The following is a 15,338-nucleotide window of genomic DNA, read 5'->3' on the forward strand; positions in this document are numbered from 1 at the left end:
ATGACCGAAGTGCTCCTGCTTCTCGTGGCGGTACTGCTCTCGCTCGCGTGCGGGGCCTTCGTCGCGGCGGAGTTCTCTCTGACCACGGTCGAGCGCGGCGAGCTCGAACGGGCCGTCGAACGGGGGGAGCGGGGCGCCGCGAGCGCCCTCAAGGCCGTACGGAGCCTCACCTTCCAGCTCTCCGGCGCCCAGCTCGGCATCACCGTCACCAATCTGGTCGTCGGCATGCTCGCCGAACCATCCATCGCGAAGCTCATCCGCGGCCCCCTCGAAGCACTGGGCGCCTCCCCCGGTGTGGCGTCCTCGGTGGCGCTGGTGCTCGGCACCGCCCTGTCCACCGTGGTCCTGATGGTGGTCGGTGAACTCGTCCCGAAGAACTGGGCGATCTCGTCACCGCTGGCCGTGGCGAAGGCGGTGGCCACTCCTCAGCGGGCGTTCACCGCCGTCTTCCGTCCGTTCATCAGCCACCTCAACAGCACCGCGAACCGCATGGTGCGCCGTTTCGGCCTCGAACCGACCGAGGAGCTGGCCTCCGCCCGCAGCCCCCAGGAGCTGGTGGCGCTGGCACGGCACTCCGCGAAGGAGGGCGCGCTGGAGGCGGACACCGCCGAGCTCTTCGTACGCACCCTCAACCTGGCCGAGCTGACCGCCGAGAACGTGATGACCCCGCGCGTGCAGGTGACCGCGCTCGAACTGCAGGCCACCGCCGAGGACGTCGCGAACGCGACGCGCGCGACCGGGCTGTCCCGCTTCCCCGTCTACCGGGGCAACCTGGATTCCGTCGTCGGAGTCGCCCACATCAAGGACGTGCTGGCGATCCCGGCCGACGAGAGGCCCCGCAAAAGAGTCTCGGACATGCTGCGGGAGCCGCTGCTCGTACCGGAGACGCTCACCGTGGACCGGCTGCTCGACCGGCTGTCCGGAAAGCTGGCCATGGCTGTCGTCATCGACGAGTACGGCGGCACGGCCGGCGTCGTGACACTGGAGGACATCGTCGAAGAGGTCGTCGGCGAGGTACGCGACGAACACGATCCGCACGAGACGCCGGACCTCGCTCCGGCCGGTGAGGACGCCGACGGACGCACACTCTGGTCCGCGGACGGCGCGGCCCGCACCGACCAGCTCATGAGGATCGGGCTGCGGGTACCGGACGGGCCGTACGAAACACTCGCCGGGCTCATCGCCGCCGAGGTCGGACGCATCCCGGTGGTGGGTGACACCGTCGAACTGACCGGTTGGCGCATCGATGTGGTGGACGCATCCGGGCGCCGCGCCGCACGTGCGCTCCTGCACGCGCCGCTTGCCGGTTCCCACGAGCTGACGGAGAACGAACGATGATCGCCGTCCAGCTCCTCATCGGCCTGCTGACCCTGGTGGTCAACGCCTTCTTCGTCGGCGCGGAGTTCGCGATGATCTCCGTACGCCGCAGCCAGATCGAGCCCGAGGCCGAGGCCGGGAACCAGCGTGCGCACAGTGTCATCTGGGGCCTCGAACACGTGTCGGCGCTTCTCGCGGCTGCGCAGCTCGGCATCACGCTGTGCACGCTGGTGCTGGGTATCGTCGCCGAGCCCGCCATCGCGCATCTGCTGGAGCCCGTCTTCGACGCGGTCGGTGTGCCGCACGGCCTGGTGCATCCGCTGTCGTTCGTGATCGCCCTGTCCGTGGCGACGTATCTGCACATGCTCCTGGGCGAGATGGTGCCCAAGAACGTCGCGCTCGCCGAGCCGGCCCGCAGCGCACTGCTGCTCGGTCCCCCGCTGGTGGCGGTGGCCCGGGGCCTGCGCCCGGTGATCTTCACGATCAACGCCTTCGCGAACGCGCTGCTCAAGCTGTTGCGGGTGGAGACGAAGGACGAGGTGTCCGCGACCTTCTCCGACGCCGAGCTGGCCCGGCTGGTGAAGGACGCGGGCGACGCCGGTCTCGTCGACGACCGTTCGGCCGAACGGCTCCGGCACGCGCTGGAGCTGGGCCGGCGCCCGGTCCGCGATGTCGTCCTGCCGGTGGACCAGGTGGTGTCCACCCGGGTCGGAACGACGCCCGAGGATCTGGAGCGGCTCTCCTCGGAGACCGGATTCTCGCGCTTCCCCGTCATGGACAGCGAGGAGCGGATCCTCGGCTACCTCCATGTGAAGGACGCGCTGGACGCGACACCGCGCGATGTCCCGTTCCCGGTGACGGCGATGCGGCCGATCGCCCGGGTGCGGGCGTCGACACCGCTCGACGACGCACTGACCGCGCTGCGGCGCAGTCGCACGCACCTGGCGGCCGTCGTCGACGAGGACGACCGGCTGGCCGGGCTCGTCACGATGGAGGACGTGCTGCGTGAGCTGGTGGGACGTTCCCAGGGGCGCTGAGTCCTGGGAGCAGCGGGTTACCGCACGGTAGAATCGCTGGGCCATGGAAATGAATGCTTCCTACACCAGTCTTGTCGCGGTCGGCGACTCCTTCACCGAGGGCATGTCGGACCTGCTCCCCGACGGCTCGTACCGGGGCTGGGCCGACGTCCTGGCCACCCGGCTCGCGGCCCGCAGCCCCGGATTCCGGTACGCCAATCTCGCCGTGCGCGGGAAGCTGATCGGCCAGATCGTCGACGAGCAGGTGGACGTCGCCGCGGCCATGAAGGCGGACGTGGTCACACTCGTGGGCGGCCTCAACGACACGCTGCGGCCGAAGTGCGACATGGGCATGGTGCGGGCCCGGCTGGAGGAAGCGGTCGAACGCCTCGCGCCCTCGTGCGGACAGCTCGTGCTGATGCGCAGCCCCGGGCGCAACGGCCCGGTGATGCAGCGCTTCCGTCCGCGGATGGAGGAGCTGTTCGCCCTGATCGACGAGCTGGCGGACCGGCACGGTGCGCTGGTGGTCGATCTGTACGGTGCGGAGTCGCTGGGCGACCCCCGGATGTGGGATGTGGACAGGCTCCATCTCACCGCGGAGGGGCACTCCCGGGTGGCCGAGGCTGTGTGGCAGGCGCTGGGGCTGCCGGCCGAGCAGGACTGGCGTACACCGATGCCCGCGACGGTGCTGCCGCGCTGGGCGGTGCGCCGGGTCGACGACGTCCGGTTCGCCCGGCAGCATCTGGCACCGTGGATCGGGCGGCGCCTGACCGGCCGGTCCTCCGGCGACGGACGACCGCCGAAGCGTGCGGACCTGCTGCCGTACGAGCCGCCGCTCGGCTGAACGTCGCGTGAGGCGGCGGAGTGCTGCGGACCGCGTCTATGCGGGCTCAGGGCGCGGGCTCAGGGCTGAGTGATGGGCCCGCCATGGCCTTCTCGTGCTGCATCGAGGTCATCCTGCGGACCATCGCGGCGGCCAGGCACGCGGCAATCAGGTCCAGGAGCGAGTAAGCGATCGCGAACGCGACGGCAGTGTCGAAGGCGGGGGTCCCCATGTCCTTCTCAGCCATCTCGGGGGCTGCCAGCATCACGGTCTGGGCCAGAAGCCAGAATCCCCACCAGAGATTGATGAGCCCCGTTCCCGAGGGGCCGGACCGCTCGGTCGTGCCGGCTCGCCAGATGTCCACGACGATGCGGCGCGGATACCAGAAATTGACGAACGGGACGTACCAGGCGCACCAGATCCAGGGGCGGCTGTGCTTGTGGCCGTCGGGACGGAAGACCTCGGCATTGACCCGGACCCGCCACAACCAGGCACAGAAGACGATTCCGCAGGCGACGTAGGCGAGCCCCTGGATCCCCACGAGCAACGCGTAGCGCGTGTCGAAACGGCCAGGATCCACGACGAGGCCGGACTGCGCCGTCGCGGAGAGGGCGAGCAGGACCTCAAGGACGTCGGTCAGCGCGCACAGACCCAGCAGGGCCACGGCAGCGTACGAGAGCCCTGCCGGCGAACGCAGTTGCGGAACGGACATGACGTGGAACCCCCCACGGTTCGGTACCCCCAGCGGACCTCTGCCGGATCACGCGGTGACGAGGCAGGATCCTAACCCTTGACCTCTGTGGCCCGAGCCACTAGTTTGCGGTAATCGCCGACCCAAAACTTCCGGAAGGAGGCGACCAGCGGATGTACACCAGCTCTGATCTTGGTCGCCTCGCCCAGTGCACTGTCTGGGTTCCGGGTCGGATCGCGCACGGCTGCTGATCGCGCCGTTCTGATGTGCCCGTTCGTGGCACATTCCAGGTTTCCCCTGAACATCTTCCGGCACGTCGCTGTTGCGTGCCTTTCTGCGCCCACTCCTCTCACGTGGCGCGTCTGAACACAGAAAGCTGCCTGAAATTGGCGAACATGATGAATCGACAGATCTCGCACGGAATCGAGGGCCTGTCATGGTAGCGGCGCGAATCACGGTCAATGGGACAGAAGCGCCGATTTCACCGGCTGCGCCCCACACCACAGCACTGGATTTCCTGCGCGAGCGTGGCCTCACCGGAACCAAGGAGGGCTGCGCCGAGGGTGAATGCGGCGCCTGCTCGGTCCTGGTGGCCCGTCCCGGGGTGAACAAGCCCACCGACTGGGTGGCGGTCAACGCCTGCCTGGTCCCGGCCGCGGCGCTCGACGGTCAGGAGATCATTACCTCCGAGGGCCTCGCCACCGCCGGCGCGCCCGGCACGCCGGCCACCCTGCACCCGGTGCAGGAGGAGATGGCGGTCCGCGGCGGCTCCCAGTGCGGCTACTGCACCCCGGGATTCGTCTGCAGCATGGCCTCCGAGTACTACCGTCCCGACCGCTGCGCGCACGCCGATTCGGGCGACGGCGCGGACTCGGCCGACAGCACCGACGCCGAGCACGGTCCGAACGGCTTCGACCTGCACGCGCTGAGCGGCAACCTGTGCCGGTGCACCGGCTACCGCCCAATTCGCGATGCCGCGTACGCCGTTGGTGCGCCCGCGGACGACGACCCGCTCGCGCAGCGTCGCGAGCAGTCCCCGCCCGCACCGGTCGCCACCGAGTACACCCAGGGCGACAGCGTCTTCCTGCGGAAGAACACCCTTGCGGAAACGCTCCAGTTGCTGCGCGAGCGGCCCGACGCCGTGGTGGTCGCAGGCTCCACCGACTGGGGCGTCGAAGTGAACATCCGTTCCCGCCGGGCGGATTGCGTCATCGGCATCGACCGGCTGTCCGAACTGCGGGAACTGCGAGTCGAATCCGACTTCATCGAGATCGGGGCGGCGCTGACGCTCACCGAGATCGAACGCCGCCTCGACGGCGAAGTCCCGCTGCTGGCCGAACTGTTCCCGCAGTTCGCGTCACGGCTCATCCGCAACGGTGCGACCATCGGCGGCAACCTGGGCACCGGCTCTCCCATCGGTGACAGCCCGCCGGTGCTGCTCGCCCTGGAAGCGTCGGTGGTGCTCGCCGACGCCGACGGTGAGCGCGAGGTCCCGCTGGCCGACTACTTCACCGGCTACCGGCAGAGCGTGCGGCGTCCCGGGGAGTTGATCCGTTCGGTACGCGTCCCGTTGCCGCTGTCGCCGGTCGTGGCGTTCCACAAGATCGCCAAGCGTCGCTTCGACGACATCTCCAGCGTTGCGGTCGCTTTCGCGCTCGACATCGAGGACGGGATCGTCCGCAAGGCACGGATCGGCCTGGGCGGCGTGGCGGCCACGCCGATCCGCTCCCTCGCCACCGAGGCGGCCCTGGAGGGCAAGCCCTGGTCGACGGAGACCGTCGAGGCCGCGGCGCGGGAGCTGCGGGGCGAGGGCACACCGATGAGCGATCATCGCGCCAGCGCCCTCTACCGTTCCGCGATGCTGGGCCAGAGCCTGCTGAAGCTGCACGCGCAGACCGCGACAAACACTGAGGCGGTGTCGTCATGAGTCATCTTTCCGAACGCCCCGAAAAGCCTGTCGTCGGCGTCTCGATGCCGCACGAGAGTGCCTTCCAGCACGTCACCGGCACCGCGCTCTACACCGACGACCTGGTCCAGCGCACCAAGGACGTACTGCACGCGTACCCCGTCCAGGTCATGAAGGCCTGCGGCAGGATCACCGCGCTGCGCACCGAGCCCGCGCTCGCTGTGCCCGGTGTGGTCCGTGTGCTGACCGGCGCCGACGTACCGGGCGTCAACGATGCCGGGATGAAGCACGACGAGCCGCTGTTCCCCGACGAGGTCATGTTCTACGGCCACGCGGTCGCCTGGGTGCTCGGCGAGACCCTGGAGGCGGCCCGGCTCGGTGCGGCGGCCGTCGAGGTGGAACTCGACGAGAAGCCCTCCCTGATCACGCTGCAGGACGCCATCGCGGCCGAGAGCTTCCACGGCGCCCGGCCCCTGATGGTGACCGGCGACGTCGACGCCGGCTTCGCCGATTCCGCGCACGTGTTCACCGGCGAGTTCCAGTTCTCCGACCAGGAGCACTTCTATCTCGAGACGCACGCGGCGCTGGCTCTCATCGACGAGAACGAGCAGGTGTTCATCCAGAGCAGCTCTCAGCATCCGTCGGAGACCCAGGAGATCGTCGCGCACGTCCTCGGTCTGCACAGTCACGAGGTGACCGTGCAGTGTCTGCGGATGGGTGGCGGCTTCGGCGGCAAGGAGATGCAGCCGCACGGCTTCGCGGCCGTCGCCGCGCTCGGCGCCAAGCTGACCGGCCGGCCGGTCCGGCTGCGGCTCAACCGGACACAGGACCTGACCATGTCCGGCAAGCGGCACGGGTTCAACGCCACGTGGAAGATCGGCTTCGACGCCGACGGCCGCATCCGGGCCCTGGATGCCACCCTGACCGCGGACGGCGGCTGGAGCCTGGACCTCTCCGAGCCGGTCCTGGCGCGTGCGCTGTGCCACATCGACAACACGTACTGGATCCCCAACGCCCACATCAACGGCCGTATCGCCAAGACCAACAAGGTCTCCAACACCGCGTTCCGCGGCTTCGGCGGACCGCAGGGCATGCTGGTCATCGAGGACATCCTGGGGCGGTGCGCGCCGCTGCTCGGCCTGGACCCGATGGAGTTGCGGGAGCGCAACTTCTACGGGGAGGGTCAGACGACGCCGTACGGCCAGCCGGTCACCCAGTCCGAACGGATCTCCGCCGTCTGGGACAAGGTCCAGGAGAACGGCGGCGTCGCCGATCGCAAGCGCGAGATCGCCGCCTTCAACGCCGCCCACCCGCACACCAAGCGGGCTCTCGCGATCACCGGCATCAAGTTCGGCATCTCGTTCAACCTCACCGCCTTCAACCAGGGCGGCGCGCTGGTACTGATCTACAAGGACGGCTCCGTCCTGATCAACCACGGCGGCACCGAGATGGGCCAGGGCCTGCACACCAAGATGATGCAGGTGGCCGCGACCACGCTGGGCATCCCGCTGCACAAGGTGCGCCTCGCCCCGACGCGTACCGACAAGGTGCCCAACACCTCCGCGACCGCCGCAAGTGCCGGGGCGGACCTCAACGGTGGGGCGATCAAGAACGCCTGCGAGCAGCTGCGCGAGCGGCTGACGCAGGTGGCCGCCACCCAGCTGGGGTCGAGCGCCTCGGACGTACGCATCGTCGAGGGCGTCGCGCGCAGCCTCGGCAGCGACAAGGAGCTGGCCTGGGACGACCTGGTGCGCACCGCGTACTTCCAGCGCGTTCAGTTGTCGGCGGCCGGTTACTACCGGACCGAGGGACTGCACTGGGACGCGAAGGCGTTCCGGGGCTCGCCGTTCAAGTACTTCTCCCACGGCGCCGCCGCTGCCGAGGTGGAGGTGGACGGCTTCACCGGTGCGTACCGCATCCGGCGGGTGGACATCGTGCACGATGTCGGCGACAGCCTGTCCCCGATGATCGACATCGGTCAGGTCGAGGGTGGCTTCGTGCAGGGCGCGGGCTGGCTGACGCTAGAGGACATGCGCTGGGACGCCACTGACGGGCCCAACCGCGGCCGGCTGCTGACGCAGGCCGCGAGCACCTACAAGCTGCCGAGCTTCTCGGAGATGCCCGAGGAGTTCAACGTCACGCTTCTGGAGAACGCCACCGAGGAAGGCGCGGTGTACGGGTCCAAGGCGGTGGGTGAGCCTCCGCTGATGCTGGCGTTCTCGGTGCGCGAAGCACTGCGGCAGGCCGCCGCTGAATTCGGGCCGAGCGGGGTAAGCGTCGAGCTGGCCTCGCCCGCGACTCCGGAGGCGGTGTACTGGGCGATCGAGGCGGCTCGCCAGGGCGATGCCTCCCGGAACGGTCACGCCCGCAACGGATTCGCCGCGGGCGGCCACACCGGAAACGGCCACGCCTCCAACGGCGAGGTCCTCGCCGACGCAGCAGCGTTGAGCGGTGCCTGACATGACGTGGGTCGCCGCGGTCGCACGGTTGCGGGCACGCCGGGAGTCCGGCGTGCTGGTGACCGTCGCGACCGTGCGCGGCCATGCCCCGCGCGACGCCGGTGCGAAGCTGGTGGTGGGGCAGAGCGAGGCATGGGGTTCGATCGGTGGCGGCAATGTCGAGGCCGTCGCGATCGATCGGGCCCGGGAGATGATCGCCGCGTCCAAGCCTGAGCCGGAGCTGATGGATTTCGCCCTGAACGACAAAGTGACCAACCAGCACGGCGTGCAGTGCTGCGGCGGCACGGTCTCGGTGCTGCTCGAACCCCTGCCGGTGGTACGGGCGGTGGCGGTCTTCGGCGTGGGCCACGTCGGGCTGGAACTGGCGCGCATCCTGGCACGTCAGGACCTCGACCTCCATCTGATCGACACCCGCGCCGACATGCTCGCCGAGGAACGTCTCGACGCGCTGGCGGACGCGGTGGCGCAGGTGCATGTGCATCACACGCCGCTGCTGCCGGAAGAGGTTCTGGAGGAGCTGCCGCGCGGCACCCACATCCTGATCATGACCCATGATCACGCCGAGGACGCCGCTCTGTGCGACGCCGCCCTGCGCACCACCCACCTCGGCTCCATCGGGCTGATCGGGTCGGCGGCCAAGTGGGTACGGTTCCGCAAGCGCCTCCACACCGAGGGCGGCCACGACGACGCCACGATCGACCGGATCAAGACCCCGATCGGGCTGGCCGACGTCACCGGCAAGGAACCCGCGACGATCGCCGTGAGCGTCGCGGCCGATCTGCTGCGCACCTTCGAAACCGAGGTCGACTGACTCTCTGCCCGGATCGGCAAGGGGTGCCCCGCGCTCGTGCGAACGCACACATGCGGGGCACCCTTTCGGCACGCGCAGCACCGGGGCGCAGGGCATGGAAAACCGAAAGCCCCAGGTCACGGAAAGTGAGTCCTGGGGCTTTTACGAGTGGGGCGCGGGCCGCGGCCCGGGCCCGGCAGCTGCGCCGTTGTGACGACGAGGTTCACCTTCTACCGCGGTGCCGCACGGTGCCGGGATCCACAGCCGTCCGGTTGGTTCGGTTCACTCGACGCCGGTGCGCGGTGAACCGGGATCTCAGTAGTCGACGCGGTCGGACTTGGCCAGCCACGCGTCGAACGGCGCCGTACGGTTCGGCATGTTCACTCGCTCGATCTCCATCGGCCACAGCTCCGCGGGCCTCTTCTCGAACAGGTCGTAGAACTTGCGGTCGTCGAACCCGGCCACCGCGGCGTCATCCCGGTCAGCGGCGAAGATGATCCGGTCGACCCGCGCCCACAGCGCCGAGGAAAGACACATCGGGCAGGGCTCGCACGAGGTGACCAGAACGCAGCCCTCGAGCGAGAAGGAGCCCAGTGTCTGGCAGGCGGCGCGGATCGCGCTCACCTCGCCGTGGGCCGTCGGGTCCAGGTTCGCAGTGACGTTGTTGTTCCCGATCGCGACAACCTCGCCACCCTTGGCGATCAGTGCGCCGAACGGACCGCCGCCGTTCAATACGCTGTTGGTGGCAAGACCGATGGCCTCGTCCATCCAGGTGCGCTCGAGCTCCTGGATGCTCTTCTCTTGGGCGTGCGCCGTCATGGTCACTCCTTTGTCGCAGACGGTAGGGATTCCCCGGGTGCGGCGCGAGCCTGATTGATCATCAGGAAGCTTCCGCTGTCCCTTCCGTGCCTTGTTCACGTGCTGTTAATCCGGAATAGCGCAAGTACATCCGCCGGGCCCTGCTGAGGGCAGTCACCGAAACCATGAAGGAGTCGGCCGGCCGTCCGGCCCCTCTTGTGGATTCGTATGAAAGGCAGGATCCAGCCGCATGGACGTCGCAGCGGCGAACCCCGGGGCACAGGCCCCATCGGCAGATCGTCGGCGAGCGGCCGACCGGCCAGCGTGCCCATGTCATCAATGACCAGCGCCGGGACGGCCGGCTCCCCCTCCGGGGACGCTCACGAACCGCTGAAAACGACAGGTAAGCTCTGGTCACGTGACTGCTGTGTCTGCGAAGCCTCGTATCCCCAATGTCCTGGCCGGCCGCTACGCCTCCACGGAGCTGGCCGTCCTCTGGTCCCCCGAGCAGAAGGTGAAGCTGGAGCGTCAGCTGTGGCTGGCGGTGCTGCGCGCTCAGAAGGACCTCGGGATCGAGGTGCCCGACGCCGCCCTCGCCGACTACGAACGTGTACTCGACCAGGTCGATCTGGCCTCGATCGCCGAGCGCGAGAAGATCACCCGGCACGACGTGAAGGCCCGGATCGAGGAGTTCAACGCCCTCGCCGGCCATGAGCAGGTCCACAAGGGCATGACGTCCCGGGACCTCACGGAGAACGTCGAGCAGCTCCAGATCCGGCTCTCGCTGGAACTGATGCGTGACCGCACGGTTGCGGTCCTGGCCCGGCTCGGCAAGCTGGCGGGCGAATACCGCGAACTGGTCATCGCCGGCCGGTCCCACAACGTCGCCGCCCAGGCGACGACGCTCGGCAAGCGCTTCGCTACCGCCGCGGACGAGCTGCTGGTGGCATACGGACGGCTGGAGGATCTCCTCGGCCGCTACCCGCTGCGCGGCATCAAGGGCCCCGTCGGCACCGCGCAGGACATGCTCGACCTGCTGGGCGGCGACGCCGCGAAGCTCGCCGACCTGGAACAGCGCATCGCCGGCCACCTCGGCTTCGCCGAGGCCTTCACCTCGGTCGGGCAGGTCTACCCCCGCTCCCTCGACTACGACGTCGTGACGGCACTGGTTCAGCTCGCCGCGGCACCTTCGTCCGTCGCGAAGACCGTTCGCCTGATGGCCGGCCACGAGCTGGTGACCGAGGGCTTCAAGCCCGGTCAGGTCGGCTCGTCCGCCATGCCGCACAAGATGAACACCCGCTCCTGCGAGCGCGTCAACGGTCTGATGGTGATCCTGCGCGGCTACGCCTCGATGACGGGCGAGCTGGCGGGTGACCAGTGGAACGAGGGCGACGTGTCCTGCTCTGTGGTCCGCCGGGTGGCTCTGCCCGACGCGTTCTTCGCTTTCGACGGCCTCCTCGAGACGTTCCTGACGGTGCTGGACGAGTTCGGGGCGTTCCCCGCTGTCGTGGCGCGCGAGCTGGACCGTTACCTGCCGTTCCTCGCCACCACCAAGGTCCTCATGGGCGCGGTACGGGCCGGGGTCGGCCGGGAGGTCGCGCACGAGGCCATCAAGGAGCACGCGGTCGCCTCGGCGCTCGCCATGCGGGAGCAGGGCGCGGAGCGCAACGAACTGCTGGACAAGCTGGCCGCTGACGAGCGCATCCCGCTCGACCGCGCACAGCTGGACGAGCTGATGGCCGACAAGCTCTCCTTCACGGGCGCGGCCGGCGACCAGGTCACCGCGGTGGTTTCCCGGATCGAGGAGATCACCAAGCAGCACCCGGAAGCCGCGGGCTACACCCCCGGCTCCATCCTCTGAGGACCGGCACCGACACCGGATGACACCCGAAGAACTCCTGGCCGCCCGCGACCGCATCGTCCCCGATGTGGCCGTGGGCGGTCTGCGTGTGCTGTTCTGCGGGATCAATCCCAGTCTCATGACCGCCGCCACAGGCTTCCACTTCGCCCACCCGGGCAACCGCTTCTGGCCGGTGCTCCATCTGTCGGGCTTCACTCCCCGCCGGCTGAAACCGTCGGAACAGAGCGAGCTGCCGGGCTACGGCCTGGGCATCACCAACGTGGTGGCGAGAGCCACGGCACGCGCCGACGAACTGAGCGCCGCCGAATTCCGTGAGGGCGGTCAGCTGCTGACCGCGAGGGTGGAGCAGCTGGAACCGCAGTGGCTCGCCGTCGTCGGTGTCACTGCCTACCGCACGGCCTTCGGTGAGCGCCACGCGCAGATCGGTCCGCAGGAGCGGAGGATCGGCGGGGCGCGGGTCTGGGCCCTGCCCAATCCCAGCGGGCTGAACGCCCACTGGACCGCCCGGACCATGGCTGACGAGTACGCCCGCCTCCGAGCCGCCGCCATCGGTGACGCCCCGCCCTCCGACGAGGGCTGACCGCTCCGGCGCACCGCCCGGTGCGCTCCGCGGGAAAGTCCCGGGCGCGCATCCCGTCGATGAGGCGGAGGTGGTGCGCGGTCGTCATGTCGTCAGTAAACCGTCCGCCACTGACAAGTGACGCGCCGCGTCGGTCACGCGTCCCTGCGCCGCACCGCCCACCAGCCCGCCAGCAGTGCCGCTCCGGCCCATGCCGCTGTCACGGCAAGCCCTGTCCACGGTCCGAGACTGCCCTCCGGGTTCTGGTGCAGCACCAACTGCCCGGCCCGGTCCGGCAGATACTGGGCCACTCCCCCGGCTATGTCGCCGACCACGAACGAGACAATGAGGATGAAGGGGATGAGGAGGCTCAGTACCGCGACCGCGCTGCGCAGCAGTGCCGCGAGCCCCGCGGCGAACAAGGCCATCAACGCCAGGTAGATGCCACCGCCGAAGGCCGCGCGCAGAGCGCCCGGTTCTCCCAGACCGATCGCGTACTCACCCATGAACAGCTGACCCACCAGGAACGAGGTGAAGCTGGTGACCAGGCCCACCACTAGGGCGAGCCCGCCGACAACCGACATCTTGGCCAGGTAGAAGAGACCTCTGCGGGGCACCGCCGAGAGCGATATCCGCAGCGCACCGTTCAGATACTCGGAGGACAGTGCCGTCGCGCCGAAGCTGATAGCTGCGATCTGGCCGAAGTTCAGCGCATAGAACGCAAGGAAGAGCAGCTCTGCTCCCTCGTTGTCCGCCTCCGCCTGTCCGACGGTGGCGAAGGTGAGCACCGTGACGGCCAGTGTGGCGAGGAAGACGGCTATGAGCGAGCCGGCGACCGACCGGACCGATCTGACCTTGATCCATTCGGAGCGGAGAACTGCGGTCGTCGACATGGTCACGCCTCCTGGCGAGTGGTGGGGGACGCTCCGGCGGACGCGAATTCGGTCTCCGCCGCTGTGAGGTCGAGGTATGCCTGCTCCAAGGTGGTTTGCTCATCGAGAAGTTCGAGGATCGGGATTCCTTCGAAGGCGGCTATGGCGCCGATCTCCTCCGCCCTGACACCCTCGACGGTCCAGCGGCCGTCGTCACCCTGCACCGGGTCGTGTCCCTTCCGAATCAGGACGTCCCGGAGACGCGAGGACTCGGTGGTACGCAGCCGCACGCGGGGCTTGCTGCGGGAGTCGAGGAATTCCCGCATCGGCAGGTCGGCCAGGAGCCGCCCCTTGCCGAGAACGACCAGATGGTCGGCGAAGGACGAGGTCTCGTTCATCAGATGGCTGGAGACGAGCACCGTACGGCCTTCGCGTGCGAGCCGCTTCATCAGTTCACGGATCCAGACAATGCCTTCCGGATCCAGCCCGTTGGACGGCTCGTCCAGCATCACCACCTCCGGGTCGCCGAGGAGAGCTGCGGCTATGCCGAGGCGCTGCCGCATGCCCAGCGAGAAGGTTTTGATCCGCTTCCCCGCAACCTGGCTGAGGCCGGCTTCATCGAGAACCTCTTCCACCCTGGCGTCGGGGATGCCATTGCTCGAACTGAGCGCGAGCAGATGGTGCCGCGCGGTCCGCGACCCGTGGGCGGCCTGGGCGTCGAGCAGCGCGCCGACCCTGCGCAACGGACGGTCGAGCGTCGCGTACGCCTGTCCGCCGATGGTGGCCGTGCCGCCGGTGGGCCGGTCGAGGCCGAGGACGAGGCGCATGGTGGTGGACTTGCCCGCGCCGTTGGGGCCGAGGAAACCCGTGACCCGGCCTGGCCGCACGCTGAACGTGAGGCGGTCCACGGCGCGGGTGGCGCCGTATTCCTTGGTGAGCTCATGGACGTCGATGCTGGTCATGTCCTCAGCCTGGCCGCCGTCCCCCTGCTACGGCCTCCCCCGCCCGTGTAGATCATCTCCCTCGCTCGGGGGAGCCGCCGCGGCTGCCGCGCTGGCACGATGGCTCACATGAACCGCTTCCTCGCTCCGCTGGCCAGGCCGGCCACGTACAGCCGCTGGCTGCATCTGCTCAGTCCGGCCGCGGTAGCCAGCATCTGGCTGTTCATCTCCCCGGAAAAGCCGTGGGCGCTCTTGGTCATGGCGGTTCCGGTCGGGCTGATACCCGCTATGCGCCTGGCCGAGGGCATTCAGGGACAGTTGCTTCTCACACCGTCGGAGCGTGGCAGACCGGACGCCGCGATCTCGGTGGCGCCCGCGTCGACGTGGGCCGACCGGTGGCGGACCGTGCTCTGGCTGGAGGTGCGGCTCCTGCTCGCCACACCGGCCATGTTCGCGACGGTCTGGCTGCCGGCCACTTCCGTCGACCTCGTCAGCACGGCCTTCGGGAATGGCCCCAGTAACGACTGGCTTGTGCGGGGAGTCGAACCCCACTGGTGGTACGGCCTCCTGGCCCCCTTGCCGATCCTTGTCCTTCTGGGCCTCATCACCGTGGGCGGCAACGTGGCCACCGCAGCTGCGCGGTGGTTGCTCGGCCCGACCGCCACCGAGCGGATGACCGTCCTGGAGGAGCGCACCGAGCAGTTGCTGGAGCGCAATCGCATCGCGCGGGAACTCCACGACTCGATCGGGCACGCGCTGACGGTCGCTGTCGTGCAGGCCGGCGCAGCTCGCGCGGCGAACGATCCCGCGTTCACGGAGCGGGCGCTCGCCGCGATCGAGGAGACGGGCCGGGAGGCGATGGACGATCTGGAGCGGGTGTTGCGGGTGTTGCGTGAGTCGGGCACTCCCATAGGCGGGCGGCCCACGCTCGTCGAAGCGGACCGGCTCCTGGATTCCGCGCGTGGCTCAGGCGCGAAGGTCGAGGCGGAGGTATCCGGAGCGCTGGATCTGGTGCCAGGTCCGGTGTCCCGCGAGGGGTATCGCATCCTTCAGGAGTCCCTCACCAACGCCTTGCGTCACGCGGGGGCCGTGCCCGTCCGAGTGAGGATAAGTGTGGTGGACGGGTGGCTGGAGCTGGAGGTGGCGAACCCGCTCACCGGCTCGACGGGCATATCGGGCGGTGGCAGCGGGCTCCGGGGCATACGGGAGCGGGCCGCCCTGCTGGGCGGAAAGGCGAAGACCGGTCCCTACGACGGTGAATGGAGGGTGCACGCGAGCCTTCCGCTGGAGCGCATACGCTGATCG

General features: G+C 69.1%; 13 protein-coding genes. 9 read left to right on the forward strand and 4 right to left on the reverse strand.

All coding sequences use genetic code 11. From position 1 onward, the window contains the following. From ACWGO0_RS12390 to ACWGO0_RS12400, 3 genes are read left to right on the forward strand one after another with little or no spacing between them, the layout of a single operon-like run. Positions 1 to 1,338, forward strand: coding sequence for a hemolysin family protein (locus ACWGO0_RS12390; protein WP_453532160.1), 1,338 nt, complete (start codon positions 1 to 3; stop codon positions 1,336 to 1,338). After that, positions 1,335 to 2,354: a hemolysin family protein gene (locus tag ACWGO0_RS12395; RefSeq protein ID WP_453532163.1), complete on the forward strand. Its 1,020-nt coding sequence runs from the start codon at positions 1,335 to 1,337 to the stop codon at positions 2,352 to 2,354. The genes ACWGO0_RS12390 and ACWGO0_RS12395 overlap by 4 nt, the downstream gene beginning before the upstream one ends. A 43-nt stretch (positions 2,355 to 2,397) precedes the next feature. Beyond that, positions 2,398 to 3,177 (forward strand): SGNH/GDSL hydrolase family protein, encoded by a 780-nt coding sequence (locus tag ACWGO0_RS12400; RefSeq protein WP_453532166.1) that lies wholly within the window; start codon positions 2,398 to 2,400, stop codon positions 3,175 to 3,177. A gap of 46 nt (positions 3,178 to 3,223) precedes the next feature. On the opposite strand, the gene ACWGO0_RS12405 is transcribed toward ACWGO0_RS12400, so the two are convergent. After that, positions 3,224 to 3,868 carry a DUF4328 domain-containing protein gene (locus tag ACWGO0_RS12405; protein WP_453532169.1) on the reverse strand — a complete coding sequence of 215 codons (645 nt, stop codon included), beginning with the start codon at positions 3,866 to 3,868 and terminating at the stop codon, positions 3,224 to 3,226. A gap of 415 nt (positions 3,869 to 4,283) precedes the next feature. On the opposite strand from ACWGO0_RS12405, the gene ACWGO0_RS12410 reads away from it, so the two are divergent. The 3 genes from ACWGO0_RS12410 to xdhC are packed head-to-tail and all read left to right on the forward strand — an operon-like array spanning position 4,284 to position 9,023. Next, on the forward strand, positions 4,284 to 5,774 hold the full coding sequence (locus tag ACWGO0_RS12410; RefSeq protein ID WP_453532172.1) for a xanthine dehydrogenase small subunit: 1,491 nt from the start codon (positions 4,284 to 4,286) through the stop codon (positions 5,772 to 5,774). After that, the gene (gene xdhB / locus ACWGO0_RS12415) at positions 5,771 to 8,212 is read left to right on the forward strand and encodes a xanthine dehydrogenase molybdopterin binding subunit (RefSeq protein WP_453532175.1); all 2,442 of its coding nucleotides are present in this window, start codon (positions 5,771 to 5,773) and stop codon (positions 8,210 to 8,212) included. Before ACWGO0_RS12410 ends, xdhB begins: the two co-directional genes overlap by 4 nt. Position 8,213: 1 nt before the next feature. Next, positions 8,214 to 9,023, forward strand: coding sequence for a xanthine dehydrogenase accessory protein XdhC (gene xdhC, locus ACWGO0_RS12420; RefSeq protein ID WP_453532509.1), 810 nt, complete (start codon positions 8,214 to 8,216; stop codon positions 9,021 to 9,023). 294 nt (positions 9,024 to 9,317) lie between these two features. Here xdhC and ACWGO0_RS12425 read toward each other — a convergent pair whose 3' ends face one another. Next, entirely contained in the window at positions 9,318 to 9,821 is a 504-nt protein-coding gene (locus ACWGO0_RS12425) for a nucleoside deaminase (RefSeq protein ID WP_453532178.1), read from the reverse strand. A gap of 397 nt (positions 9,822 to 10,218) precedes the next feature. Here ACWGO0_RS12425 and purB point away from each other — a divergent pair, with 397 nt between their 5' ends. Together purB and mug are read left to right on the forward strand one after the other, a co-directional pair. Beyond that, a complete protein-coding gene (gene purB, locus ACWGO0_RS12430; RefSeq protein WP_453532181.1) occupies positions 10,219 to 11,661 on the forward strand; it encodes an adenylosuccinate lyase in 1,443 nt (480 codons plus the stop codon). 19 nt (positions 11,662 to 11,680) lie between these two features. Beyond that, positions 11,681 to 12,241 (forward strand): G/U mismatch-specific DNA glycosylase, encoded by a 561-nt coding sequence (gene mug, locus ACWGO0_RS12435; RefSeq protein WP_453532184.1) that lies wholly within the window; start codon positions 11,681 to 11,683, stop codon positions 12,239 to 12,241. A 134-nt stretch (positions 12,242 to 12,375) separates the two neighbouring features. Here mug and ACWGO0_RS12440 read toward each other — a convergent pair whose 3' ends face one another. Both ACWGO0_RS12440 and ACWGO0_RS12445 read right to left on the reverse strand, forming a co-directional pair. After that, a complete protein-coding gene (locus tag ACWGO0_RS12440) occupies positions 12,376 to 13,119 on the reverse strand; it encodes an ABC transporter permease (RefSeq protein ID WP_453532187.1) in 744 nt (247 codons plus the stop codon). After that, positions 13,116 to 14,054: an ATP-binding cassette domain-containing protein gene (locus ACWGO0_RS12445; protein ID WP_453532190.1), complete on the reverse strand. Its 939-nt coding sequence runs from the start codon at positions 14,052 to 14,054 to the stop codon at positions 13,116 to 13,118. Before ACWGO0_RS12445 ends, ACWGO0_RS12440 begins: the two co-directional genes overlap by 4 nt. A gap of 108 nt (positions 14,055 to 14,162) precedes the next feature. On the opposite strand from ACWGO0_RS12445, the gene ACWGO0_RS12450 reads away from it, so the two are divergent. Beyond that, on the forward strand, positions 14,163 to 15,335 hold the full coding sequence (locus ACWGO0_RS12450) for a sensor histidine kinase (protein ID WP_453532193.1): 1,173 nt from the start codon (positions 14,163 to 14,165) through the stop codon (positions 15,333 to 15,335). The last annotated feature ends 3 nt before the right edge of the window (positions 15,336 to 15,338 follow it).

It is taken from the genome of Streptomyces sp. NPDC055749 (genome assembly GCF_053617235.1).

Excerpts from the sequence above, each read along its gene's own strand:
- ACWGO0_RS12390 (WP_453532160.1), top strand. The coding sequence starts at position 1 with ATGACCGAAGTGCTCCTGCTTCTCGTGGCGGTACTGCTCTCGCTCGCG.
- ACWGO0_RS12395 (WP_453532163.1), top strand. The coding sequence starts at position 1,335 with ATGATCGCCGTCCAGCTCCTCATCGGCCTGCTGACCCTGGTGGTCAAC.
- ACWGO0_RS12400 (WP_453532166.1), top strand. The coding sequence starts at position 2,398 with ATGGAAATGAATGCTTCCTACACCAGTCTTGTCGCGGTCGGCGACTCC.
- ACWGO0_RS12405 (WP_453532169.1), bottom strand. The coding sequence starts at position 3,868 with ATGTCCGTTCCGCAACTGCGTTCGCCGGCAGGGCTCTCGTACGCTGCC.
- ACWGO0_RS12410 (WP_453532172.1), top strand. The coding sequence starts at position 4,284 with ATGGTAGCGGCGCGAATCACGGTCAATGGGACAGAAGCGCCGATTTCA.
- xdhB (WP_453532175.1), top strand. The coding sequence starts at position 5,771 with ATGAGTCATCTTTCCGAACGCCCCGAAAAGCCTGTCGTCGGCGTCTCG.
- xdhC (WP_453532509.1), top strand. The coding sequence starts at position 8,214 with ATGACGTGGGTCGCCGCGGTCGCACGGTTGCGGGCACGCCGGGAGTCC.
- ACWGO0_RS12425 (WP_453532178.1), bottom strand. The coding sequence starts at position 9,821 with ATGACGGCGCACGCCCAAGAGAAGAGCATCCAGGAGCTCGAGCGCACC.
- mug (WP_453532184.1), top strand. The coding sequence starts at position 11,681 with ATGACACCCGAAGAACTCCTGGCCGCCCGCGACCGCATCGTCCCCGAT.
- ACWGO0_RS12445 (WP_453532190.1), bottom strand. The coding sequence starts at position 14,054 with ATGACCAGCATCGACGTCCATGAGCTCACCAAGGAATACGGCGCCACC.
- ACWGO0_RS12450 (WP_453532193.1), top strand. The coding sequence starts at position 14,163 with ATGAACCGCTTCCTCGCTCCGCTGGCCAGGCCGGCCACGTACAGCCGC.